The following is a 25,033-nucleotide window of genomic DNA, read 5'->3' as shown; positions in this document are numbered from 1 at the left end:
ATTTTCGTTAAACGGTGTAAAATACTGGATGGGAGTATAAATATGGGGCCTTTCTAGCACAATTCATAGAGAGAATTAAACATTTTTTAGAAGCATAGTTTTCTCAACCTGATTCAAGGAAGCATGAAAAAGATTATCTTTATACCTTCGCAAATAGTTTAAATCACGATTGGATATGTGCGGAATAGTCGCTTACAAAGGAGCAAGAAACCCAGTAGAGGTGATTATTAATGGCCTTAAAAGACTTGAATATCGGGGATACGATAGTGCCGGTATTTCTGGTTTTTCTGATGGAAATGTGCTGACCTGCAAAAAACAAGGAAAGGTATCTGACCTTCAGGGCAAACTGTTGGATGACGGAATATCTTCCTTGGACAGGATTGGTATTGGTCATACCCGCTGGGCAACTCATGGAGAGCCAAATGATACCAATGCGCATCCACATCTATGCAATGATGGGAGTTTGGCAATCATTCACAATGGCATCATTGAGAACTACGAATCGCTCAAGGAGGAATTGATCCGAAATGGATATCACTTTCACAGCGAAACAGACACGGAAGTATTAGTGAATTTCATCTATTTCCTGAAAGAAAAGGAGCAAGTCACAACAGAACAGGCACTTCGTTTGGCATTGAATAGAGTGGTTGGTGCCTATGCCATTGTGATGATTTCGAAAGACCAACCAGATCACTTATTTGCTGCACGAAAAGGGAGTCCCATGGTATTGGGTATCGGAAAGGACGAATACTTTATCGCCTCTGATGCCACACCAATTGTAGAGTTTACCAATGTAGTGATTTACCTCAAAGAAACTGAAATAGCCATTATCAATGACGCAGGTTATACCATTAAGTCACTGGACAATACCATTCAAACTCCGCATATAGACACCATTGACATGGAGTTAGAAGAGATTGAAAAGAGTGGGTATGAATACTTCATGCAAAAAGAGATTTTCGAGCAACCTGAATCCATCGCCAATTGCATGAGGGGAAGGATATCATCAGACAAAGGTGAGTTGGTTCTGGGTGGAATCAGTGAGTACGCCAATGCACTCATCAATGCTAAAAAGATAACACTACTAGGTTGTGGAACATCCTGGCATGCTGGGTTAGTGGCAGAATACCTCTTTGAAGATATCTGCCGAATTCCTGTGGAAGTGGAGTATGCCTCAGAGTTCAGGTATAGAAATCCAATCATCAAGGAAGGAGATGTGTTTATAGCTATTTCCCAATCCGGGGAAACTGCTGATACTTTAGCGGCTATTCAACTTGCCAAAAGCAAAGGAGCCATCGTGTTGGGTGTGGTCAATGTAGTCGGATCATCGATTGCCAGAGAAACCCATGAGGGGGCGTACCTTCATGCTGGACCAGAAATAGGTGTGGCGTCAACCAAAGCCTTTACGGCCCAGGTCACTGTGTTATCAATGATAGCTATCAAACTCGGGTTGATTCGAGGCACGCTCACTCAATCCCAGTTTCAACTACTAATTGCAGAACTAGAGCAGATCCCCCAGAAAGTAAGCAAAGTACTTACAGCAAATGACCAAATAGAGCAGATCGCTCAAGAATTCTATCAGGCTGAAAACTTTCTCTATCTAGGAAGGGGCGCTAACTTCCCAGTGGCTTTAGAGGGTGCATTGAAACTAAAAGAAATTTCTTATATTCATGCTGAAGGGTATCCTGCAGCTGAAATGAAACACGGACCTATTGCCTTGATTGATGAGAACATGCCGGTAGTGTTTATTGCCACTCAGGACGATTCCTACGAAAAAATTGTATCGAATATACAGGAAGTTAAGTCACGTAAAGGTAGAGTCATTACAGTGGTAACGGAAGGTGACAAAGTAGCCCCTTCTATGGCTGATTACAGCATTGAGATCCCGAAATCAAATCCATTGGTGAGTCCACTACTTGCAGTTATTCCACTTCAACTGCTTTCCTATCACATCGCCTTGAAAAGAGGCTGCAACGTAGACCAACCCAGAAACCTGGCTAAAAGTGTAACGGTAGAGTAATATGAACAATAAGGTTAATTCCATCTTGAGAGTATTTGCGATACGGGCAGTCATCCTGTTCATAGGGTGGATGGTGGCCTATCATGGATTCATTAAGCCGGATGGCAGAGCCAATAAATGGTTGACTACCAAAGTGGTGCAGTCAACTAAGCTTGGTTTAAATTTATTAGGATTTAACACAGAATACGCCTACAGAAATGAATATGAAAATGACACATCTAGATTTATAAGCATTGATAATCAACCAGTAGTATTGGTGGCAGATGAATGCAATGGTTTAGAACTCATTGCTTTGTTTATTGGATTCATACTTTGTTTTCCAGGACCATTGAAATTTAAGGCAATAATGATATCTATTGGAAGCCTTATGGTTTTTTTAATTAATGTATTTAGGGAAATAATACTTGCTTTGAATTACAAGTTTCTACAAGAAACTTTTGATTTTAACCACAAATATACCTATGTATTTATTGTCTATTTGCTAATATTTTTGCTCTGGAGGTATTGGTTGAATAAATACTCATCAATTGGAGAAAAAGTATCGGATGCTAAAAATTAGCAACAGAATTCTTACTGGAATTACATTAGTAATTATCATTTTACATGGTATATTAAGAATCTGGATAATAAAAGCATATGCCAGTATTGTAAAATTTTTTTTGAGGCTTGTGAATCAACAGAGTAATCCGATAATTGAATTTTTCAAAAATCAATCTAGAACACCTGAATATAATGATCAGGCCTTAGGATGGTTTCTATATTATCCAACCTATTTTCTATTGCATCTCCTTTTTATTCAATTATTATTCAAAAAACAGAAACGGATTAGATTACTGTTAACTTTGGGGTTGACCTCTTTGCTTACTTTAATAATATTCTTTTGGATTTTTTTCCTTCTAATAGAACAACCCTCAATAGCTTATTTTTTTAGAATACAATTTCGCAACTTATTCGGATTACCCTTTATACTATTGGCTATTGAAGGCGGAAAAATTCTATACAATGACCTCCAAAATCGTTTAAGTTAATATGCGTTTTCGCTGCCTCTCATAATTGAAATCACCGTGAGTAGTATGATTTTGAAGTCCAATATTAATGACCAGTTTTTCACATAAAATCGATCCAATCGAACCCTCCCACTCATATCAGAAAACAAAGAAGTTTCTCCACGAAACCCCTTAGCTTGAGCTAAACCTGTAATTCCTGGTTTTACTGCATGACGTTGAATAAAGCGATCAATTTGTGGTTGGAATTTCTCGTTTAATTTGATCGGGTGAGGTCTTGGCCCAACTACCGACATGTCCCCGAGAAACACATTAATAAACTGAGGCAATTCATCAATACTTGTTTTTCTAAGAATCGCTCCTATTTTGGTTATTCGTGGATCATTTTTAGTGGCTTGTTTGCTATCAGCATCTTTATTAACGACCATGGTTCGAAACTTCCAACACAAAAATGGGTGATTATCTCGACCATTTCGATATTGCTTGAAAAAGATTGGACCAGGAGATTCTAGCTTAATTAATAACCCAATAATAGGGATCAACCAGGAAAAAATGAAAATCATCACCAACGATGAGAATATCACATCAAAAATCCGTTTGACCAATTGATTGGCCCGACTATCCAACGGAATAGCACTAACATTAATAACTGGCAGTCCCCCATAACGCTGAATGGTCAGGTTCCTATTGCCAAGTTTACTAAACTGGGAAATGATCTTGATTTTGATCAGATTGTTTTCTGCAAAATCTATCAAATCCTTGATTTCCCCTTCGATCAAACGCGGCAAACAACAAAAAATCACATCCACAGGGTTGCTCAAGGAATATTCCTTAAGTTGCTCCAAATTGCCCAAATACTTACGTTCAACTGATTCTTTGCGATCATCGAAATAACCTAAAAAGCGATATCCAATCCCAGGATTAATTTTAAAATATTTTTCCAATTCTACTCCTAACTCACCATAACCTACAATTACCACATTTCTAATATTGAACCCTTTCATGCGACTGTATCGGATGAAATAATGCCATACAGTCCTCCAAAAAACAAGTAATAGGGTGAAACATAAATAAGTCATGAAAAGGTGTTGCCTTGAATAATAGAAGGGTTTAGCTACAAACCACAAAGCAAAGACTACGGATAGGTTAACCACCAAGGCAGTCAACAGCTTATTGACGTGATCTATCAATCGACCTTCTCTATCAATTTGATGTAGGCGAGTGATAAAAAAAATAACTAGCCAAATTACATTTAACGCTATTTGTAGCGTCAAATAAGATTCATTGATGTATATCAGAGTCCCAAACCTTTCAAAATTCGCTAGGAGTACTGCAAGATTCAGGCAAAACAAATCAGCCAACAAAAATAAAACAGGGAAATAAGTACTATAACGGTAGGATCTAGCCATGAGTATTGCTTTAAATTTTCCTAAGCTTTCTTCTGAAGACTCTTAAAAAGAATACAAAATTGCCAACAAAATATCTTTTAAACAACCTACCTGGTTCTTGCATAAATCGATAGAACCATTCCATCTTTAATTTATAAAAAATTTCTGGTGTCATTTTCGCATTCCCAGAAATATACTCAAAGACTGCACCGCCGGTTAATGCAATACCGAAATCTAGTTCATTCGCATTTTTAATTAAAAAATCTTCTTGAAAAGGCATTCCCATCCCTAAGATAAGTAAATCAGGTTTCAGCTCGTTAATTTTGTATTTTAGTTCTCTCAGGGTCTTTTCATCCTTAATGAATCCATCGTGGCAATCAAGTAAATCTAATTTCGGATACTTCTTTTTTAGAACAGAGAAAGCTGCAGCAATTGTTGGCGCTTCCGAGCCAATTATAAACCACGAATGACCCTTTCTACTTGAGCGTTCTGCCAATTGCCATATCCATCGGTTATATGTGATCTTCTCTGGAATTTTTTGACCTAAAATTTGACCTGCAATTCTTACACCTTCACCATCACAAAAATTAACATCAGCATTATTTAAAAAAGATTTGAACCAATCTAATGTGTTAGCTATATTCATAGCGTGTATGTTCACATTAGATATTATCAAACGTCTATTTCTTTCAAAAATCTTGCTATCTATGAAATCTAATAACTCATCGGACGTGCAAGGCGTTATTTGGACATCAAGAATATTTACATGTTTAAGCATTATTCATCTCATTCATAATGTAATCTAAAATAACGGGAAGTGATGATTGGTGATTGATGAATGTACCCACTGAAGTAAAATCCAAATCTGCATTTATGGTGTTTTTTAGAGTTTGAACATCCAGTTGCTTGAAATCCTCAACGGATTGAACGTGATTGAAAAATTCATTTTTACAAATCATTGTGGAATACTCAATTTTTTCGTGCTTAACAAACAGAATAGGTATATTATCTCTCATGATTTCGAATAAAACAGTTGATGGCACTGCATAACCAATTACCATATTGGCCCTTGAAATAGACTCCCCTAGACCTTCTTCTAACCCATTAATAAAATTAAGACTCTCAAGTTCCGGATATTTGTAAAAATCTCTTGGGTGTTTTCTAATCAAGATTTCCACTGCTGGATTTGATATTGAGAAGTCATTGAGATATTCGAAAAACTCTTTTTGAGCTTCCTGCATTGAATTAAGGTTATGCCAAGCAAAAGCCTCACCAATTACAACAACTGTCAGTTTTTTATTATCATATGGTTTACTCTCGAAATGAGAATTATCAAAGCGAGGTATTCCGGTCGCATAAACTTGCTCTGGTCGAGCACCGCTTAAAATTAAACTTTCCTTAGTTGTTTGACCAGAACAGAATATGTAACTACAAAAAGAAAAACGATTTCGAAAGCCATAGTAAAGATATCTAAGCCTTCTGGTCAAATTCATTTTCTGTTTCCTTAGAAGAAGTGCATCTTGAATGAAGAAAACCTTGGTTACTTTCAAGGTTTTGATAATTGTGCATTCGACCATCCCCAAATCACCCGTCAAAATAATATCAAATTTCTTCGAATTACTTTTTACCACCTTTCGTAACGCCTCAAGAATTCTTATTTTCCTAAGAATATTTGAGATATAAAATGGTTTTGATGAAGATATGCCCGTAATAATACGGGTGAATTTTGAAGGAACTTCAAACCGTTGATGGTATAGACTTTGGGTATCAAGATAACTTACATCTATCCCTTGATATACCAATGAAATACCAACCGCTTTCACATTAGCAAAACTTTGAGGATTCGCAGATAATATCAATACTTTCATTTATCCTCCATGATTAAAATCAATGTGTTCAATTCCAAAGGCAACCCCATAAAAGGCCCATGTAATTGTTTCTGACTCTAGAAAATAGAAATTGTTTTGAAGGAAGCTTAAGACGTCAATTCCAAGGAATAGCGCAAAAGCCACATTTATGAATGGGTCATCCTTATTCCATTTAATAAGTCTCAATAATCTAAAAAACAAGACTATTTGAAAGCCTAAATACAATATCACTCCCAAATAACCTGATTCAACAAAGAACATCAAATAATTATTGTGTGCTGCGATATCTTCACTTCCCGTAACGTCCTGATAAAACTTTGTAAACCCTCCAAGTCCTACACCCATTAACTTATCCAAATCATCTAATCCTTGATATGCATTAATGTGTATCGCAATCCGACTTGCAGTAGAGCCGTCTCCCGTCTTATCATCACTGACAATCATTCTGGCAAGTCTGGGAGAAATATTCAAACTTACGATTGCTATTGCACTTCCTATTGAAATTATTACCGCTATGGAAGATATCAACAGTTTTTTTCTAAATGAATCTGTCTTAAGAAAAGCCATCAGAAAGTAAACCAAAAACACAATTACAAAAAGCGCTCTCGACCCTGTTCTAATTAACAAGTAAAAAAGGAGTAACCAGATAAAACCATAAAACAACTTCCACCGTAAGGTTTTCATTTGTCTGAAAAAGACAAAGTCTGTAATCATCATACAACAGAAAAGGAACATGGCGAAAGCTAATTGATGCCACTTGAATGGTCCGGCCACACGAAATGCACCATTTAAATATTGTACATTACCGGTAAATATTTCAAGGAAACCAAAGAATATGGAAATGAGAATGCAAGCTAAAGAAAACCACCTCATGATAGAAAGGACAGTCTCTCTACTTATTTCACTTACAATCAAATAAAATAAATTGAAAGTAACAATATAAGTGAAATACCTAAGGAGTGAAGGTCCATATTCTCTTGGTGAATTCAAGATCACAGATACAATAGTGGAATAGATAATTAAGCCTAAAAAGATTAAAATAGGTTTTGGAAAAGTCAATTTCAATTGAATAATAATCCAGATAACATACAGTGCGATAATTGCACATAATAGCATAAATCTGAAAAGTTTTACTTCAAAACCACGGGCACCAATTCCACTTATTTCAAAAAATGCAAACGACATTGAACTCATTAGCAAAATGACCAATGTCAAAATAGCAATAGAGAGATGAATATTAAACTTCAATTTCCCTGAACTCGGCATAAGTTCTCACATTTGATTTATTCTTTAAAGCATTATCCCAAGTTCCAAGTCGAGGTGAAACAAAATCACACTCGATTTGAAAAAAATCGTAAAGAGCATATACTTTATGATCATTCATTAGTGATGCATATACCAACAAAGATGAACCAATTCCATAAATATTGAGCCCTTTATAACTGAAAAGAACAACTTCAAAAGGAACATGAGATTCATATTCAACAAGATCAATTTCAAACCTTGAAAATATTTCGACCAAGGATCGTTTAACCTCTTCAGATTGAATTGGATGATATTTAACTAATACCTTACTTGATCTAAGTTTCTCAGCAATTTTTATCAACAGCATGCTAAGGTGCTCGAGCTTAGCTACCTTTTGTTCTACCACAGCATCTAAAAGTAGAATGTAATTTTCTAGCTTTAAGGAATCGTGTTGAAATGAAGGCACGTAATACTTACTTTCAATTAACACCCTATTTTCTCTAAATTCAAATGCCTTTTCTGATAATACATAAATTCTCGAAGTAGAGATTCCAATATTCCTTAACGGGTCAGCAAATGGCTTTAACCGAGAATAACAAAATATTTTAATATTTCTAAAAAGAAAGTAATTGACAATTTTGTGAATAACAGGTATTTCGAATGGGAATTTTGCATAGTACCCTTCTCGACCTAAGTAACCATCCATTCCATCTTCAATATAATTTACTCCAGCACAACCTGGATGACTTGCATAAACTCTGTATATAGAATTCCTCGAGTGAGGAGAATAATAGATAAATTCTTCGCCTTGAGAAGCACTTTCTATCATGGCGTCTATTTCAGAAATGATTTCTCTATTTCGGATCCAATGAAAGCGATGCAACTTCTTGAGTAAATTATAAGGGTGATAATATATTCTATCTGGAATTGTAGTCACTTTTATCTTTTCTTGGTGGATTTTTATTCCTCGCGCAATAAAAAAAACCACATCGTCATTGTTCAAAGACAAATAGTTTTTAATTCCTAAAGCACATATGTAACTTGAATTATTATGTATGTGGAAGAAATGTTTCATACAGCAGGTTACAGTAAGGTATTCAATAGTTCAAAAGCCAATAAAACAATCATTAAAACAACGACTGGAACAAAATGGAACTTCTCGAACCGAAAGAATGAAGAATTAAAAAACCTATAATTTCTATATGCAACATACCAAGAATAAAATGACAAATAACCCATAGTCAATCCAATAGGAAAAATGTAAACCCCCAGTTTGTCAAAAAACAAAATAACCAAAACTAAATTTACCAAAGACGAAATAAGAAGGGCTTTATGAGACAAGACCATATTTCTAGTGAATAGCACCATTTGATTATGCATAGAGGTAAACCTCTCAATTAAAATTGAAAATCCAATGATCAACCAAAGATCCCGACTTACAAACTTTGTTGAGGAAGATATCAGCTCTAGAATTGGAGCGGAAAAGAGATAAACCAACAGTACAGTTATTAGCAATACCCCATAGCTAAGAGTCATACTTCTTCTTATATCCCCAAACATGGATGCTCGATCTTTCACAACACTCTGAGCAAACTTTGGCACCTTGGAGTAAAAAGGTGCTCTAGAAATTTGTTTTATTTGATCTGCAATTCTTAAAGCCAACATATACGAAGACGAGCTTTTAGCATCAGAGATGTTCGCATAGAAAATGGCCATAATCTGTGCCAATCCCATGCTCAACAATCCACTGAAAAAACTTTTCAATGCCCTTGGCCAAATTATTCTAAACACATATAAGTCTACCTTAGGACTTGTTGACTCATAAATTCTTATTTGATATTTGTGACTCAGTTTAGCATTTCTATACACTATCACCATGTGCCATGAATAATAATTTATGAGGAGGTACCAGATATTATTGAAAAGCAGCAATAAACCAAGTGAGAAGATAATTTGGACAAGACTCAAGAGAGTATCCCAGCGACGAAGTAGTGCAATTTTATTATAGCCTATCAATAGAGATAAGTCTTTGTTTCCATATATCCATAGGCACATCGCTAACACATGAAAGAGCCAAGCAATCAATTGATCCAATTGCGAAAAATCAATAAAATCAAGAACAAGGTAAGTGCCTACAGTGCCGACTATTAAAACTGAGAGCAATAATAGTCCAAAATAGAGTTTGGCAGATATTTTATGTACCGAATTTAGCAGTTTCTGATTAACGGAAATGGTCTCTTTATTCTTATCAAGATTTCTAATATTATAGGCCCCTGATAACGCATATGAATAAAACCTCGCAATGTTATTAAGAAAACCAAGATCAAACATATCCTTAATTGAAAAGAGAAGTAACAAAAACAAATAAGTGTTCACTTCCTGTACTCCAAATCCGTTAAGTATTAGTGGTAGTATAAATACTGTGTTACCTCCTTTAACAAGGATACTCACCCACGATGTGAATGTTGAAGAATTATAAGCCCTTTTAAAGAGTGAAAGTATTCTATCTTTAATCAACCTTTATTGAATTTACCTTACTAGCTCCTTTTTGCTCCCTTTTAATGACTGTCATACTAAACTCCAAATCACCGAGTATATCCATTTCCCTCATACGCGGACCGCTCACTACCAAATCAGGATATGATACTTCAAGTCTAGTATGTAGAATGATTACATTCCTTAAAGTACCGATTAATCAAGTTTTTGTGCTTTCCATCAGGTGTAGATTCTATACACTCCACTTTTTACTCTGATGACCCTAGAAATACAAGTTAATTACTATTTTACATCTTATTTCATTAACTGATCCTCATAGATATCAGATATTGGTTTTAGTTTAGGGTTATTATAACCCACAAACTTAATGCCATTAGCATGGGCAGCATCTAGATCATTCACTGAATCACCAATCAGGCAAGTTCTCTCCTTCTCGTAATTATGGTCTCTTAAAATTGCTTCTACGAGTTCTACTTTGGGAGTGGGGGAGCCATTCACACTTATGAAATAGTCATATAAATCTAACTCAGAACAAATATTTCTAAGTTCGACTTGATCAGAGCCTGAAGCAATGTGCATTTTTTGTTTGTTACTATTCAGCTTGATGTAACTGTGGGCGTCTTTAATTAATAAACGCTTATCCAACAACAACTCCATCATTACCAGGGAGAATTTACGAGCTAGTTCTTGAATCTTTTGTTTATCAACTAGCTCACATCTGATAGTTTCAAAAAAATATCTGAATTTATGGTACCTTGACAATCCTCCGTTTTGATTATGGTATTCGATTAAGAGATCAATTTCAGATTTAGGATAACCATCTAAGGCTTCAACAAAACCAAGCCTTCGGATTGAATCACTGTCCAGAATCACCCCATCAAAATCCCAGATTATATTGTCGAAATCTTTAATTCTCATTACTTAACCATGCTAAAACCTTATCAACATCACTTGGGTGATCTACAGCGATGGATTGACCTGACAACTCAATCATCTTCACCTTCACCCCTGATTCAAGAAATCTCAATATCTCAATATCTTCGGCTTGCTCCACAACCCCTTTCTTTTTACCTACCCCAAAGTACCTCAGCATTTGACTAGGAAATGAATAAATACAGACCTGCCTATAAGCATCTCTAAATACACCCTCTTTATTCCCTGGAATAGGAGATCTTGACATGTACATCAGGTCATTCATATCATTTAAGACAACTTTCGGAACACTCAAGCTAAAATAATCGCGTTCGTCTGATATTTTGGCATAACCATTAATAACTGCATTTGGATTTATCGGAATTTGATCAAGTATATTCTTTATATCCTCAGGGTTAATAACAGGCTCATCTCCCTGAACATTGATGTAGTAATCCGCCTGGTGTATTTTAGCAAATTCTGCGATCCTATCCGTACCTGTAAGACAATTCTCAGGAGTCATCTCAACATTCAAATTATTGCTGATGCAATGATCATAAATCTCTCGACTATCTGTTGCTACAAAAATTTTTTCTAGATCAACTGCCTTGGCACACTGTCCATATGTACGCTGAATCATTGTTTTCCCTGCAATATCTGTCAATGGTTTATTTGGGAACCTTGTTGACTTCCCTCGAGCAGGTATTACGACCAAAAAATCCTCTGTCATATTAATGAATAAATAGACGTTGTCTTTATATCATATTTGGTTGGGCTCAGGCTTACTATTTTCTCAATGTGTTCTGATGCCAAATCAAAGAGCCTTTGATTCTCCAAGAATAATTCCTGTTCCTTTGTGTTTATCATGGTATTCGGGTACCCATCATATCCAGCTATGTAAAGGTTTTTAGCTTGTAATTCAATCGCAATCTGAATTGCGAGACTCGTGTGAGAATCTTCGTAATCCTCAACAAAATTTATTGATTCAATTTCATATGACCTTTCTTTAAAAATCTCAGGTAAATAAGTCCCCATCTTTCTTGGGTAAGGAGGCAGCAAACAAAAGCTCTTGTTAGTAAATTCTTGGTTATTGAAAATTGACTCCAATCGATAACCCTCATTCCCAATCAAACAAAATATTTGTGGGTTATCAAGGTCTCTAAAGTGTAATCCGTTTTTTGAGCTAGCGTGAATAACAACTATATCATCATTTTCCTTTAAAAACTCTTTTATTGCTAGTTTGTGTTGTATAATTGAAGCCCCTCCTCCTACAAGCAGAACGTCGGAATTCTTTAGCCCATCAAATTTATATGTTGCCAATTTAATATTGTCCTGTCGCCCGACAGATTGATTCTTTAACGCACGTAAAATACTGTTGAACGAATAGAACCTCTTTGTTACCCATTCCATTACAGTTTTCTGAGGTAAGCTATTAGCCCCAGAAACCATGTAAGGAAGATTAGTTCCCCAGTTATATTCTTCCTGAAGCTCAGCAAATTTATCTACCACTTTACTCAATTGATTGAAGTCAATCTCCAACCCATTTTTAGAATTTAAATAGGTAAGTAGCAATTCAGTTTTTAAATTTCCAGCGCCTCTTCCCATTCCAAGTACAGTGGCATCAATAATATCAGCCCCTAATTCAATAGCCCTTAGGGAATTGATTAGCGCTAGTTCAAGATTATTATGCCCGTGAAACCCGATTTTACAATTCAATACAGGCCTTATTTGGTTGTATATTTTCTCTATTTCATTAGGAGTTACTCCTCCGAATGAATCAACCATGTAGAAATAATCCACAGAATCTTCAATCAAGGATAAGTTTTTTGCAAACCCTTTATCACCTGTCCATTCAGACATGTACATTACATTGAAAGCAACCTCAAAACCAATTTTCTTAATCTCTCTGGCAAGACCCACAGCACGAACAATGTTTTTAGGATCAACAGCAATTCTTACTAAATCCAAAATGCCCTTGCATTCATCTAATAGATTATGAACATCCTCTTTTCGTACATCTTTTTCATTCAGAATGATTGCTAATTTTTTATTGGTAATATTTTTGATTCTAATTAATTCAGGAACTGGGCAATAAAAAAATTTACCTAAATATTCCGTCAAGGGATTACTTCTGTAACCAATTTCCAAATAATCAATTGGTAATTCATTAAATGATTTCAAATAGACATCAACAACCTCATCACTGAAATCCCAATTGGTATAATATCCACCATCTCTAATTGTACAATCTAATATCTCAAAATCCATTTTGGTAAGTTATTTAAACTAATAAGCTAATCATAGAAGTATATCATCGGTTGACAAAAGTAAATGTTGATTTGAATATCACTGTCACCACAAACCATGTCCGAACTTAAAATACTATCTATGAAATAGCCATTAAAATAAAAAGATTCTATTTTGTGGAAATTCTTAAACTTCTAACTGAGTCCAGGATAAAGGTGTCCCTTTCAAAATATCCTGATTCGCTATTTTCCCAATTACAGAAGTGAATTCTTTAGGATGAATACCGTTACCCGGCCTAATACTTCTTATATTATCCTTTGTAAACCTTTCACCTCTTTTAATATCGTTTGAAACGAATAAAGACCTTCGTCTTAGTTTACTTTTTTCAGATACCTCATAATTGATCCTACCTAAGGCCTTTTCTGCATGCCTTACATTTTGTACCATTTCGGTAAACTCTCTTGGTTCCATAGAAAAAGCAGAATCCGGACCTCCAAGAGCTCTATCCAAAATAAAATGTTTTTCAACCACAGACGCACCAAGTGCCACTGCAACTGTTGGCACTATGCTTCCCATAGTATGATCAGAGACTCCTACTTGTACACCAAACCTTTCCTTTAAGTCAGGAATAGTATTCAAATTAGCTTTCTCTATTGGTGCAGGATATTCTGATGTACACTTTAACAGTGTTATGTCAGTATTACCAACTTTTCTGCAGGCATCAACTGCCAGTTGAATATCTCTTAGCTCTGCTACACCAGTAGATATTATCATAGGTTTACCTTTTGAAGCTGCATACTCAATTAATGGGATATCCGTAATCTCAAAAGACGCAATTTTATATCTTGGAACACCTACTTCATTTTCAAGAAAATCTACACTTTTGAAATCGAATGGTGAACTGAAAAATTCCAGGCCCAATGCATTAGTAATTTTTTTCAATTTCGGCTGCCATTCAAAAGGCATTGAAGCTTCCTTAAAAACATCATAAGGTTTCAATCCCTTCCATAACCCCTCCTTTCTAGGTCCAAAATATTCATTATCTACATCTAAAGTAAGAGAATCGGCCGTATAAGTTTGGACTTTTACGGCATCTGCTCCTGATTTGGCCATTTCCTCAATTGTCTTGACTGCCAAATCAAAATCGTTATTATGATTAGCTGATAATTCAGCTATTACATAGATGTTAGAATTCATATTTCTCTTTAAAGTCTTTTGTTAATCCTATATTTTTTGCTGGAACTCCCCCAATAATCCATCCATCTGAGAATGACTTAGTTACCACAGCCCCACTTGCAATGAGGCATGAACGTCCAATAGTAACACCTGCTGTAATTGAAGATTGACTTCCAATCCAGGTTCCTTTTTTAACTGCAATCTTCTCAGCATGAAATCCTCCAAACCTAAAGCTTTCACCTTTCATCAAATGATTAGATGCAGTCAAAGAAACAAAATTACCAATTAGAACCTCGTCTTCTAAATCTATTTCACCCTGACCTAAATAACTATTAAAACCTATATAAACATCATCTCCAACACTTAGCCCATTTGGATTAAAAATAAATGCCTGCGCACCTACTTTGAAATTTTTACCATATGACTTTAAGAATGGTTCATAGAGTTTTCCCCTTGCTCTATCACCATAAGGTCCATCTGGAATCGTCAGGGACTTCCATTTCATAATGAGACGATTCCATTTAGTTATTTTTTTCATTAAACTCCCTTTTTATGATATGATATATTCTTTCTGATCCAAAATCATCAAGAATATTGCTCATGTTTTCAACCATTTCATTGTACAAATTTGGCATACTTATTAATTCATGAACTGATTGACTAATTGCTTCTGTTTCCAGATTACTGTGTACTCCCAAATTTACACCAACACCCAGATTAGTTAGATTTTCAGTTATTGAATATTGTAAATCATGAATTGAGATGGCAATAAATGGCCTTTTTGCCAAACATGCTTCATATCTTGTAATTCCACCATTCAATAATAAAACTCTAGACTGTCTCATCAATAATGGCAAATCATTTGAAAATTCAATCAAAACAAAATTGCTTTTTCCTTTAATAAGTTCCTGTACCTGATGAAAATGTTCACTTTTACCTGACAAAATAATACCTACTTTATAGGAACTTGATTGCAAGGCTTTCACAGCTTTGACCGTAATTCCGAATGGATCTGTTCCTCCCATTGTTATTAAAATATCATAAGTGGGCACAATATCCTCCGACGAATATTCTTTGAACTTATCACTAAAGACTAAATAATCTTTACCAGAATAGACTTTCAACTTTTTTCTATCGTTTCTAATGACCTTAAAGTCAATAGGGTTGAAGGAAGGAAAAAATGACAAATCTTCAAACCTAATTACCTCATCAAAATAAAAAAGTGTAATTGAAACAATAAAAATGTCTGGTAATAAGATACGTAAAGCACTGAGTTGTTTGAAGTCGGACTCAACGAGATCAACAATTATGCAATTGATTTCATTTTTACTTATAAAATTGAATGCTTCCTGTAGCCCGTTAGGGTCGTTAAAGGATGTAATCTGAAGAAGCTTATCGGATTTTAATTTTAGCTTCTCTGAATAAACATTAGACTTGAGTGTGAGTGTAAATGCTACGTGATTGTTTCTTTTATATTGATTAATTAACGATAAAGTTCTTGAAACGTGACCAAAACCTATACTAGTACCCCCATTTACACAGAACAAAGGGCGAATCTTCATATTAATCTATTTTAAATAATACAGAGTTAGCTACATCAGTAGTAGTTTTTTCTGCATCAATTGCATTTTTCCCATAAGCTAAAACTTTTCCAATTCGATCCGTACCTTTTTTAAGAGTCGAAACTACATCTCCTTTTTTTGCAGTACACTCAAATTCAACGACATTAGAAGGAAGGTTTCGCATTAAAGAATATTCCTGAAAAATTCCGTCTTTATCTGCAGTTAAAATTGTCGCTGCAACAGGCTTACTAAACTTTTTCTGTAAGAAAATTTTATTGGAAGTTGCATTTAAAATTGTAGCACCGACCCAATCAATACCTGTATGATACTCCACTAATTCAGGGAGGCAAGTAGCACCAATTCGCGCCCCTACCTCTATTACTTTGATTTTATTTGATTTTTCATCAAGAATTAAATCAACATTTGCGGGGCCATCTTTAATTCCCAAAGACTCTATTGCTTTTTTTATATCTAGCTCAGCTGCTTCCTTCTGCAATTCATTCAGCATGTAAAACGGAAAAGAATGACCAACTGGAATCATATAAGGAGGTTCAGACAATGTATCGTTGTGCATGAGAACAATTTCACATTTACCATTTATTGAAAATGTTTGAGCGCCAAACTCTATCCCTTTGATAAATTCTTCAATTAATATACTTCCACTTCTTGAATATTTTTTTGCTTCTTTAAATGCCCCTGGAATATCTTCCTCATTATCTGCTTTTACTACTCCCCTGCTTCCAGAACTATCAGGTGCCTTAATGATACACGGATATCCGATTTTATCAATTATTAGTAAGGCCTCATCTAATTCATTTACAATGCCAAATTTTGGTTGTTCACAATTAAATTTCTCCAGTTTTTTTCGAGTTGCAACTTTATCACTGCAATCCATAGCAACTTCAAAGTTTACACCGTTTAATCCTAGTTTTTCATTAACAAAACCGATTGTTGGAACGGGCAAATCACTTTGCATAGTCATCACTCCATTAACAGCATGTTTTTCTGCAATTTTTAAGGCTGCCTCCATGTCAACAACATCTATTTCATATGAAAAGTCTGCCAACTGCATACCGACAGCATTTGGATTTCTATCTATGCAAATAACCGCATAGCCTAGTTCTTTTGCTTTTCTTATTGCAGGTAATTGACCAAATCCTGCACCAATAATTAGAATTGAATTCACTTTGTTAATGTATACTTTAATTCTGCAAGTACCCAATCTTCTAGCGTATCGATATCCTGAACCAATAATTCAGATATTACAATAGCTGATCTATAATTACCATTGCTACCGTTATGTTTTTTCCAATAAAACTGACCAGCGTCATGATAGGCTTCAACTAAATCCTGCGACCTGGTCTTTGCATAAGAAGGATTAATAAAATCTAAACTTCCAGATTCGTCTATTTTTAAAGCTCTTTGAATTGGATAGTTATACTTAACAACTGGGCTAATTTTATCAAATTCAGAACTTATTAGCTTATTGTATGCATCTACCAAATTTTCAACCTGAACAAGTGGTGCAGTTGGCAGAATCAAACAAGAATTATCAAATTCCACTCCGCTTTTTCGGTAACTATCTATGACCTCTTCAGCTACATCTGCCAGAGTGGCAAAATCGCCCGAATTCTTCTCAGATCTTAAGAAAGGAACTTTCGCACCATAATCTTTTGATACTTCAGCAATTTCTTCATCATCTGTAGAAACCATAACCTCATCAAAGAGATCGCTTTTCAAGGCAGCACGAATTGAATAGGCTATAATAGGCTTTCCATGGAAGTTCTTTATATTTTTTCTTGGTATTCTTTTACTACCTCCTCTTGCCGGTATAATACACAGGTTCTTCATGAATAATACTCAAGAATTCTTTCTATCACATAATCCTGTTCGTCATCTGTAAGTGTTGGATACATTGGTAAACTCAAACAGCTCCTGTAATATTCTTCCGCCAATGGTAAATCACCTTCTTTCCAACCCAAACCCTGATAATAGGGCATTAAGTGACAAGGAATGTAGTGAACTTGAGCATATATGTCGTGTTCTCTTAAATGATTATATAAGCCAAGCCTATCCTCTACCTCTACAACATATAGGTGATATGCATGTCCTTCTATTATCCCGGATTGGCCCTTTATAAAAGACTTATCCTTGAAAGCCTTAAAATAATTGGCAGCAATTTCCCTTCTCCTAACCAGTCCTTCCTTTGCTCTTTTCAATTGGCTAATTCCAAGTGCTGCCTGAAAATCAGTCAGTCGGTAGTTGTAGCCAAGTTCCTGCATTTCCATATACCACCCTGGATAGGTCGCCTTGTCCGAACCGCCCGTTGCAAACTCTCTTGAGTTCAAAAAGCTTTCGCTATCTCTTGAAATCCCATGAGTTCGTAATTTCAACAACCGATTATACAACTTTTCATCATCAGTTGTGATCATACCTCCTTCACCTGCGGCAATATGCTTAACAGGATGAAATGAGAAAATAGCCAGTTCGGCAAACTTTCCATTCCCGCACATATGATTTTTTCCTTTACTATCTTTAAAATAACCTCCGGGTGCATGGCAGGCATCCTCTAGAATCCAAAGACCGAACTCATCTGCAAGCACTCTAAAAGATTCAAGATTTACGGCCCTTCCCGCAAAGTCTACTGGAATAATTCCCTTAATACTACCTTTCGGATAACTTTCAAGAATTCGCCTCGCACTTTCAATATCTAAAAGGTAAGTCTCAGGATCAATATCACCGAAAATAACTTCTCCTCCGCAGTATCTGATGCAATTTGCCGACGCTGCAAATGTGATTGGAGTAGTAATTACCTTATCTCCAGGCTCTAAGTCCATGATCATACAACAAAGATGAAGTGCAGCTGTTCCATTCGAAACCGCTACTGCATATTTTGACCCAACGTACTCGGCAAAAGACTCCTCAAATTCTTGAATTTTTGGGCCTTGTGTGAGGTAATCAGACCTTAGCGTAGCGACAACATCGTCAATATCCTCTTGAGAAATTGACTGCTTGCCATAGGGGATTGCACTTTTCATACACTAAAATTAGGATCAACATGATCTATTATCAACGCCCTCAATGAATCAACTGTTTCCCATTCAGTATTTTCACCTGAATTATATCTAAAGCCTTGAGGTACTTTTTGAGCATTGTTTGTTTTGACGTATTCATCAAGACTCCACTTGTGAGTGGCGGGTAAAATGGCATAATACTTACCTAAATCATAGGTGTAAAACGAGTCCGAAGCAGTAATCATTTCCTCGTGCACTTTTTCCCCAGGGCGTATACCAACAACTGGTTTTTCACAATTAGGTCCAATTGCTTCTGCCACATCCAGAATTTTATAGGAAGGAATTTTAGGTACAAACAATTCTCCTCCCCAAGCATGTTCTAAAGCATGCATAACCATACTGACTCCTCCTTGCAGTGAAATATTGAAACGTGTCATTTCAACATCTGTAATTGGCAAAACTCCTTCTTCCTTTTTCTTGATAAAAAAAGGTATTACAGATCCATTTGAACCCATGACGTTTCCATATCGAACAACAGAAAACTTGATTGGATTGTCTCCTTTAATATTATTTGCTGCAATGAAAAGCTTATCAGAAGTTAGTTTGGTAGCTCCATATAAATTGATCGGGGCGCATGCTTTATCCGTAGATAATGCTACAACACGTTCTACATTCGTCTGAAAACAAGCATCTATGACATTCTGAGCTCCTCCAATATTTGTCTTAATACACTCGTCAGGATTATATTCTGCAATAGGGACATGCTTCATCGCCGCGGCATGAATAACATAATCAATTCCTTTCATTGCTCTGGTCAATCTTTCCTTATCTCGTACATCACCAATAAAAAAGCGGATTTGAGGATATCTATCATGAGGATACTCCTGAGCCATTTGAAATTGTTTTTGCTCGTCTCTTGAGTAAATCACCAACCTCTTGATTTCAGATTGCTTCGATAAAATAAATTCAGTAAGAGCTTTGCCCAATGAACCAGTTCCTCCAGTGATTAGAATTGATTTATTTTTTAAGTTCATTTGTTAATAAGAAGTTTTGTATTAAAACATATGCAATTGCAGCGATAACTCCCAAAAAAGCAAAGATGAATATCATTAGCTTCCTTTTAGGAGCACTTTTATAAACAGGCACCTTAACGGGCTCTAGAATAGTGAAAATTGGAGTATTTTTATTTACTTGCATCTTTATGGATTCCCTTTGTTTAGCCAATTGATCATAAAGGCTAAAAGCCAAATTGTATTCTGATTGCAAGCGCTCTTGCTCCGTATTCGCCCTTGCCGTGTTCACATTTTTATTCTGGTCTCTGAAGGTAGCTAAAGCCAATTGTGCCTGTATAAATTCCTTCTTTCTTTCTTCAAACTGTAAATTTACAAAGTCCAATTGTTCTTTGCTTTTTGAAATCGAGTAATTAGTCACGTACCGAGTGATGTATTCTTGGGTAAAAGAGGCCATCTCGGCAGCAACGAGAGGATCCTGCATTTCGACTTCTATAGTCACGATGTTCAGGTCCCAGTCCATCGTTACCAAAATACGCTCTTTTAGGTCATTCACCACACTCTGCTCACTTTTTGATAAAGTAACTAGGTTGTTAGCTGTATTATGAATCGTAGTATCCTCAGCGGTTTTTGGCTTCAAAACAGCAATTAACTTACCTGGCAATCCAAATAGCCATGAAAACAAATCTGTTTCTAAATGTTCAGAATAATACTCGGAAATGGTCATCTCTCTATTCAGTTCCTTAAAGAAGAAACTTTGATTCATTATTTCAAGTAGAAAGGGCGTACTTTGTGCTACGCTACGATACAATCCGGGGTTGATTGTAGAGCCGGTTCCAGAATTAAGACCTCCAATGTCAACACCAGCCAAAGAAGCTAATCCACCTAAGGAGCCTCCCAGCTTACCTTGCCCTGACATTGCTTCTGGAATCAATGTACAAGACGTTTCATACTCTTTTGGACTTGTAAAAGCCAAAATGACACCTACAATAACAAAGAAGAATGAAATTTTAATTATTACTGATTTTCGTGACCAAATTACCTCACCTAACACCCGTAAGTCAATTTCATCTCCATCTAAATACCTCTTCGCTCCGGAATTTTCCATCAATTACCTTGTTAAATTATTAACAATAATCGCCAATGAACCCACTCCGGTTGCCAAGGTAAGAATCTCCGTAGGACTAAGCCTTCTCCTATCCGGTTTCTTCGGAATAATTACTTCAGCTCCAGGCTCCACTTTTGGGTAATCCTTAAACCATAAAAACGATTTGGTTCTTTCAGCGCTTCCATTGGGGTATACGACATAAGACTTGCTTTTCTTCGCACTTTCTGAAAAGCCTCCGCTCTGAGAAATGAATTGTTTGAAACTCTTAGCGTCATCGAACCTTACTGTACTTGGATATAACACCTCTCCTCTAATTCTCACAGTCTGCAGTTCGCGAGGAATACTCAAGACATCTCCTTCTTTTAAAATCAGGTCATATTTGGACCCGGGATTTGCAATTATTTCATCTAATTTGATTCCGATGGATTCATGCGTTTTGAATGCTCGCTGAGACTTATCCACCAAGGTATCTCTTTCCAATAACGACTTCAGTTCCTGTCTTCTAATGCTGGCAGCTGCATCAGTTTCATTTTCATCTTGATCATTCACAAAATATTCCGTTCTTCGAATCAGCGTAGCTCCTTTGATATAGGCATATTGAGTTGGTCCTCCGGTTCGTTTCAGCACATCGGATATCCGTTCATTTTTACTGGCCAGGGCATACTTTCCAGGATACTGTACTTCTCCCTCCACTTCTACGATTGCTTGCTTCTCATAAAAAGGAGACTTTCGGATGACCACCAAATCAAACGGCTCCAGAACGAACCGCTCATCACCGGCTTTCATCTGAAGGTTTCGATCAATCGGGAAGTTGAAAATGGTCGCTGTATTCGATCCATCACCGTCTTCATCGGTTACGCGTCGTGCTACTTCCACAAAAGATTTGGCAGCGGTTTCTTTAAATCCGTTCGCCAGGTAAATCAAATTCTCTACCGTCATACCCTCCGCGTAGGGAAATTGACCAGATTTCAGTACTTCTCCCTGAATGGAAACCGTGAAGTTCTCCCGTAAATCAAAAATGGATTGGACCCGAATTAAATCCTCAGAATTTAAGAGTATATCCGATGTTCCATTCAATACTTCTTGCGGATTAAACGCCATATTACTCAACGACAAATCATCATTCTGGCGAATAATCACACCGCGCTGCAAAAAAGCATCTGCTCTTAGTCCATCGGCCAGATGAAAGGCATCTGAAAGCTTCATACCCTCCTTCAATTCAAACTCTCCCGGATGATTGAAGGCTCCTTCTACTCTTATCCTACCGACAAATTGATTAAGAATACCACCCACATCAATGGCGTCTCCGTTTTGTAATGCCACTGATTCAAAATCACCGAATCTAACTGTTCTGACTGTCTTTCGGTTGCTCAAGTTTCTTCTTATGGATAAGCTTTTGGTGTAAGCCTGTTCCGTAAACCCTCCCGCATAGGTGATGAGTGTCCCAAGAGTTTCATCACTCTTCAATTCGTAGTAGGCAGGACGCTTCACCTCACCTTCAATAGCCACACGGTTCAGGTAAGGTTTTACTATTAATACATCCTGATCTTGCAGCATGATGTTTTGTCCTTTCCCTTCTATCAGGAAATTGTAAGCATCCAAAACAGCCTCCTGTTTGCCTGAGCGGAAAACAGTGATTTCTCGAAAAGACCCGTTTTTAGTGGGTCCTCCTGCACTATACAAAGCGTTAAACGCAGTGGTGAAAGAAGAAACTTCATACGTGCCAGGTCGCCGCACCTCACCAACAATATTGACACTAATAGTTCTGATCTGACCTAAACTCACCTGAGCGAAGGTGTTTTCTCCAAGTGTACTGTAAATGTTCTTCAGTCGCGCTTTGATTCTACTTTCTGCCCGCTCCATGGACAAGCCATTCAAATGAATAGGACCGAGACTTGGAATAATGATAGCTCCCTCTGGAGAAATTTCTAATTGATAATTTTGCTCAGAAGCACCCCATACATCGATAATCACCTGATCACCGGGGCCGAGTTGGTAATCCTTAGGTGTGGCAATATTAAGATTAGAGCTAAAAGCCAGATCGGGATTATTGAAAAACTCCAAACCGAACACCTTCAAAGCTTCTTCCTCTAAAGTGTCAACTGGAAAAATGGTGCCAAAGGGGTCGAAATCAGAAGAACGGTCACTCGTTGCCTGTGTTTGATTCGGTGCTAAGCGTTCTCGACTATTCATGGAAACTTTACCACCACCAGCTGTTTGACCGGATCGCACTGCCGCTATCCGCTGACGCAGTTTGGCAATTTGAGCAGCTGACATACCACGTGCTTTGGCCAGTATTTCCAGCTGCTGTTCGGAATATCCACTAGATTCCGCCTGATCTAAAAATTTCTTGATTTGATCATCAGACAATTCATCCACATTGACCTTTCCCAGGTTTTGAATCGTCTGTGTATTTTGAGCTTCTGATAGAAACACAATGCCGATCATAAAACACAGCATTAGCACTTCCCGCAACTTGTTCATTAGCTAGTCATTAAAATTTAGTGGGCAAAGGTAGATAATTTGTTGCTATTCAATCCTTCTATTAAAAGATATTCAGTCATTTGGCTTCCTGTTCATACCATCGAATAACCCGTTCAATCCCTTCGCTAAAGAATACTGAAGGCTTGTAATTCATTCTATTCTGAATCTTTGAAATTTCTGCGAGCGAATGCTTCACATCACCAGCGCGCTCAGCCCCATAGATAGGAGCAATATCAGCACCTACTGCTTTGTTAATCAGCCTCACCAACTCATTCAATGAAGTTTGCTCTCCACACGCCACATTGTAAACCTCGTTGATGGCCTCTTTATTGTCCGAAAAGAGTGATTTTAGATTGGCTTGAACTACATTCTCCACATAAGTGAAATCTCTGGATGTCAATCCATCACCATTGATGGTAGGTTGCTCACCCCTCATCATAGCTCTACAAAAAATAGGAATGACTGCCGCGTAGGGATTATCCGGGCTCTGTCTGGGGCCAAACACATTGAAATAGCGCAAGCCAATGTAATCCAGTCCATAGGTCTTCTGAAATACGGCAGCATATTGCTCATTTACTAACTTGGTCACCGCATAAGGACTCAGTGGATTCCCTATCCTTTCCTCAACTTTCGGCAATTCCTTGGAATCTCCATAGGTGCTGGAAGAGCAGGCCAAAACAACACGTTCAATCTTATGGTCTACTGCAGCTTTCAGTACGTTGAGTGTTCCATCAATATTGACCGCATTGGTAGTGAGAGGGTCATTGATGGAACGAGGCACCGACCCCAAAGCTGCTTGATGACATACTAGGTGATAGCCTTTAAATATTCTGGATAAACCCTCAAAATCCCGAATATCCATCTGCTCGAATTGAAACCTTGAATTGCCCTCATGATGAGCAATATTCTTGAGATCGCCGTTAGATAGATTATCGATAACCAGAACATCTCCCACTCGTTCATCTTCTAGCAATGCATCCACAATGTGCGAGCCAATAAATCCAGCACCCCCGGTCACGATCACGTTTTTCTTCATGGGGTAAAGATAAAGACAAATTTAAGGTCCTTAATAGTTGTCTATCCTTCGAGTCCCCTACCATTGGCAGACAGGCTCACGATGACAACCAACCACAACTTTATCGAAAATGATATCAGGGTGGGTTGGTGAAAAGTAAATCTCTTACTCAAACCACATCCGTCACTCCCCTGTGCCGGGCGCCCCTGAATTTCTATGATTATGTAAGATCTGTTAAGAGATTAGGAAAGAAATTCTAAGGGAGACTTCTTCTTAACTAGGAAATGTATGCCTTCATGAAGATTCCCCTCGTCGAGCACCTATGTCCGAGCGACCCTGGTTGGGCTCCCCGATCTTCACTTCGTTGCGTCGTGGAATGACGAAAGGAGCAGACGTCATCCCACGGATTTCTACCCAACACTTTGGGAGAAATATCGGGGGATCTGAATTAGCATATTGTACTATCGGATTAGTTATTTTCTTG

21 protein-coding genes are annotated in these 25,033 nt (G+C 37.0%); 2 read left to right on the top strand and 19 right to left on the bottom strand.

What is annotated here, in order from left to right; genetic code table 11:
- Positions 1 to 175: 175 nt before the first annotated feature.
- On the top strand, positions 176 to 2,020 hold the full coding sequence (gene glmS / locus ACO067_RS13995) for a glutamine--fructose-6-phosphate transaminase (isomerizing) (RefSeq protein WP_421874987.1): 1,845 nt from the start codon (positions 176 to 178) through the stop codon (positions 2,018 to 2,020).
- Position 2,021: 1 nt separating this feature from the next.
- Positions 2,022 to 2,579 carry an exosortase X gene (gene xrtX / locus ACO067_RS13990; RefSeq protein WP_421874986.1) on the top strand — a complete coding sequence of 186 codons (558 nt, stop codon included), beginning with the start codon at positions 2,022 to 2,024 and terminating at the stop codon, positions 2,577 to 2,579.
- Positions 2,580 to 3,044: 465 nt separating this feature from the next.
- On the opposite strand, the gene ACO067_RS13985 is transcribed toward xrtX, so the two are convergent.
- The 19 genes from ACO067_RS13985 to ACO067_RS13895 form a co-directional block, all read right to left on the bottom strand.
- Positions 3,045 to 4,433, bottom strand: a complete 1,389-nt coding sequence (locus ACO067_RS13985) for an undecaprenyl-phosphate glucose phosphotransferase (protein WP_421874984.1) — start codon at positions 4,431 to 4,433, stop codon at positions 3,045 to 3,047.
- Between the two features lie 10 nt (positions 4,434 to 4,443).
- Complete coding sequence (locus ACO067_RS13980) at positions 4,444 to 5,058, bottom strand: WecB/TagA/CpsF family glycosyltransferase (protein ID WP_421874983.1); 615 nt, start codon at positions 5,056 to 5,058, stop codon at positions 4,444 to 4,446.
- A 124-nt stretch (positions 5,059 to 5,182) separates the two neighbouring features.
- On the bottom strand, positions 5,183 to 6,280 hold the full coding sequence (locus ACO067_RS13975) for a hypothetical protein (protein WP_421874982.1): 1,098 nt from the start codon (positions 6,278 to 6,280) through the stop codon (positions 5,183 to 5,185).
- The gene (locus ACO067_RS13970) at positions 6,281 to 7,546 is read right to left on the bottom strand and encodes an O-antigen ligase family protein (RefSeq protein WP_421874981.1); all 1,266 of its coding nucleotides are present in this window, start codon (positions 7,544 to 7,546) and stop codon (positions 6,281 to 6,283) included. It lies immediately after the preceding gene.
- The gene (locus ACO067_RS13965) at positions 7,518 to 8,600 is read right to left on the bottom strand and encodes a polysialyltransferase family glycosyltransferase (protein ID WP_421874980.1); all 1,083 of its coding nucleotides are present in this window, start codon (positions 8,598 to 8,600) and stop codon (positions 7,518 to 7,520) included. Before ACO067_RS13965 ends, ACO067_RS13970 begins: the two co-directional genes overlap by 29 nt.
- Before the next feature lie 8 nt (positions 8,601 to 8,608).
- Positions 8,609 to 10,042, bottom strand: a complete 1,434-nt coding sequence (locus ACO067_RS13960; RefSeq protein ID WP_421874979.1) for a lipopolysaccharide biosynthesis protein — start codon at positions 10,040 to 10,042, stop codon at positions 8,609 to 8,611.
- Positions 10,043 to 10,315: 273 nt separating this feature from the next.
- A complete protein-coding gene (locus tag ACO067_RS13955; RefSeq protein ID WP_421874978.1) occupies positions 10,316 to 10,939 on the bottom strand; it encodes an HAD family hydrolase in 624 nt (207 codons plus the stop codon).
- The gene (locus ACO067_RS13950; protein WP_421874977.1) at positions 10,929 to 11,663 is read right to left on the bottom strand and encodes a 3-deoxy-manno-octulosonate cytidylyltransferase; all 735 of its coding nucleotides are present in this window, start codon (positions 11,661 to 11,663) and stop codon (positions 10,929 to 10,931) included. The genes ACO067_RS13955 and ACO067_RS13950 overlap by 11 nt, the downstream gene beginning before the upstream one ends.
- Positions 11,660 to 13,201 (bottom strand): aldolase catalytic domain-containing protein, encoded by a 1,542-nt coding sequence (locus tag ACO067_RS13945; RefSeq protein ID WP_421874976.1) that lies wholly within the window; start codon positions 13,199 to 13,201, stop codon positions 11,660 to 11,662. The genes ACO067_RS13950 and ACO067_RS13945 overlap by 4 nt, the downstream gene beginning before the upstream one ends.
- A gap of 165 nt (positions 13,202 to 13,366) precedes the next feature.
- Positions 13,367 to 14,377 (bottom strand): pseudaminic acid synthase, encoded by a 1,011-nt coding sequence (gene pseI, locus ACO067_RS13940; RefSeq protein WP_421874974.1) that lies wholly within the window; start codon positions 14,375 to 14,377, stop codon positions 13,367 to 13,369.
- On the bottom strand, positions 14,367 to 14,894 hold the full coding sequence (locus ACO067_RS13935; protein ID WP_421874973.1) for an acyltransferase: 528 nt from the start codon (positions 14,892 to 14,894) through the stop codon (positions 14,367 to 14,369). The genes pseI and ACO067_RS13935 overlap by 11 nt, the downstream gene beginning before the upstream one ends.
- A complete protein-coding gene (locus ACO067_RS13930) occupies positions 14,878 to 15,918 on the bottom strand; it encodes a hypothetical protein (protein ID WP_421874972.1) in 1,041 nt (346 codons plus the stop codon). Before ACO067_RS13930 ends, ACO067_RS13935 begins: the two co-directional genes overlap by 17 nt.
- 1 nt (position 15,919) lies before the next feature.
- Positions 15,920 to 17,104, bottom strand: coding sequence for an ATP-grasp domain-containing protein (locus ACO067_RS13925; RefSeq protein ID WP_421874970.1), 1,185 nt, complete (start codon positions 17,102 to 17,104; stop codon positions 15,920 to 15,922).
- Positions 17,101 to 17,769: a pseudaminic acid cytidylyltransferase gene (gene pseF / locus ACO067_RS13920; protein WP_421874968.1), complete on the bottom strand. Its 669-nt coding sequence runs from the start codon at positions 17,767 to 17,769 to the stop codon at positions 17,101 to 17,103. Before pseF ends, ACO067_RS13925 begins: the two co-directional genes overlap by 4 nt.
- Positions 17,766 to 18,956, bottom strand: a complete 1,191-nt coding sequence (pseC, locus tag ACO067_RS13915) for a UDP-4-amino-4,6-dideoxy-N-acetyl-beta-L-altrosamine transaminase (protein ID WP_421874967.1) — start codon at positions 18,954 to 18,956, stop codon at positions 17,766 to 17,768. Before pseC ends, pseF begins: the two co-directional genes overlap by 4 nt.
- A complete protein-coding gene (pseB, locus tag ACO067_RS13910; protein ID WP_421874966.1) occupies positions 18,953 to 19,966 on the bottom strand; it encodes a UDP-N-acetylglucosamine 4,6-dehydratase (inverting) in 1,014 nt (337 codons plus the stop codon). Before pseB ends, pseC begins: the two co-directional genes overlap by 4 nt.
- Complete coding sequence (locus tag ACO067_RS13905) at positions 19,950 to 21,050, bottom strand: Wzz/FepE/Etk N-terminal domain-containing protein (RefSeq protein ID WP_421874965.1); 1,101 nt, start codon at positions 21,048 to 21,050, stop codon at positions 19,950 to 19,952. The genes pseB and ACO067_RS13905 overlap by 17 nt, the downstream gene beginning before the upstream one ends.
- A 3-nt stretch (positions 21,051 to 21,053) precedes the next feature.
- Entirely contained in the window at positions 21,054 to 23,534 is a 2,481-nt protein-coding gene (locus ACO067_RS13900; protein WP_421874963.1) for an SLBB domain-containing protein, read from the bottom strand.
- Between the two features lie 76 nt (positions 23,535 to 23,610).
- Positions 23,611 to 24,570 carry an SDR family oxidoreductase gene (locus ACO067_RS13895; protein WP_421874962.1) on the bottom strand — a complete coding sequence of 320 codons (960 nt, stop codon included), beginning with the start codon at positions 24,568 to 24,570 and terminating at the stop codon, positions 23,611 to 23,613.
- Positions 24,571 to 25,033 lie beyond the last annotated feature (463 nt).

Source organism: Marinoscillum sp. (genome assembly GCF_965229915.1).
GTDB lineage: Bacteria > Bacteroidota > Bacteroidia > Cytophagales > Cyclobacteriaceae > Marinoscillum.
This window is presented reverse-complemented; position numbering and strand designations above follow the sequence as displayed.

Bases quoted from the DNA above. Each gene is read 5' to 3' on its own strand.
- ACO067_RS13935 (WP_421874973.1), bottom strand. From the start codon at position 14,894: ATGAAAAAAATAACTAAATGGAATCGTCTCATTATGAAATGGAAGTCC.
- pseF (WP_421874968.1), bottom strand. From the start codon at position 17,769: ATGAAGAACCTGTGTATTATACCGGCAAGAGGAGGTAGTAAAAGAATA.
- glmS (WP_421874987.1), top strand. From the start codon at position 176: ATGTGCGGAATAGTCGCTTACAAAGGAGCAAGAAACCCAGTAGAGGTG.
- xrtX (WP_421874986.1), top strand. From the start codon at position 2,022: ATGAACAATAAGGTTAATTCCATCTTGAGAGTATTTGCGATACGGGCA.
- ACO067_RS13980 (WP_421874983.1), bottom strand. From the start codon at position 5,058: ATGAATATAGCTAACACATTAGATTGGTTCAAATCTTTTTTAAATAAT.
- pseI (WP_421874974.1), bottom strand. From the start codon at position 14,377: ATGAATTCTAACATCTATGTAATAGCTGAATTATCAGCTAATCATAAT.
- ACO067_RS13985 (WP_421874984.1), bottom strand. From the start codon at position 4,433: ATGGCTAGATCCTACCGTTATAGTACTTATTTCCCTGTTTTATTTTTG.
- pseB (WP_421874966.1), bottom strand. From the start codon at position 19,966: ATGAACTTAAAAAATAAATCAATTCTAATCACTGGAGGAACTGGTTCA.
- ACO067_RS13970 (WP_421874981.1), bottom strand. From the start codon at position 7,546: ATGCCGAGTTCAGGGAAATTGAAGTTTAATATTCATCTCTCTATTGCT.
- ACO067_RS13965 (WP_421874980.1), bottom strand. From the start codon at position 8,600: ATGAAACATTTCTTCCACATACATAATAATTCAAGTTACATATGTGCT.
- pseC (WP_421874967.1), bottom strand. From the start codon at position 18,956: ATGAAAAGTGCAATCCCCTATGGCAAGCAGTCAATTTCTCAAGAGGAT.
- ACO067_RS13895 (WP_421874962.1), bottom strand. From the start codon at position 24,570: ATGAAGAAAAACGTGATCGTGACCGGGGGTGCTGGATTTATTGGCTCG.
- ACO067_RS13975 (WP_421874982.1), bottom strand. From the start codon at position 6,280: ATGAAAGTATTGATATTATCTGCGAATCCTCAAAGTTTTGCTAATGTG.
- ACO067_RS13950 (WP_421874977.1), bottom strand. From the start codon at position 11,663: ATGACAGAGGATTTTTTGGTCGTAATACCTGCTCGAGGGAAGTCAACA.
- ACO067_RS13900 (WP_421874963.1), bottom strand. From the start codon at position 23,534: ATGAACAAGTTGCGGGAAGTGCTAATGCTGTGTTTTATGATCGGCATT.
- ACO067_RS13930 (WP_421874972.1), bottom strand. From the start codon at position 15,918: ATGAAGATTCGCCCTTTGTTCTGTGTAAATGGGGGTACTAGTATAGGT.
- ACO067_RS13955 (WP_421874978.1), bottom strand. From the start codon at position 10,939: ATGAGAATTAAAGATTTCGACAATATAATCTGGGATTTTGATGGGGTG.
- ACO067_RS13945 (WP_421874976.1), bottom strand. From the start codon at position 13,201: ATGGATTTTGAGATATTAGATTGTACAATTAGAGATGGTGGATATTAT.
- ACO067_RS13905 (WP_421874965.1), bottom strand. From the start codon at position 21,050: ATGGAAAATTCCGGAGCGAAGAGGTATTTAGATGGAGATGAAATTGAC.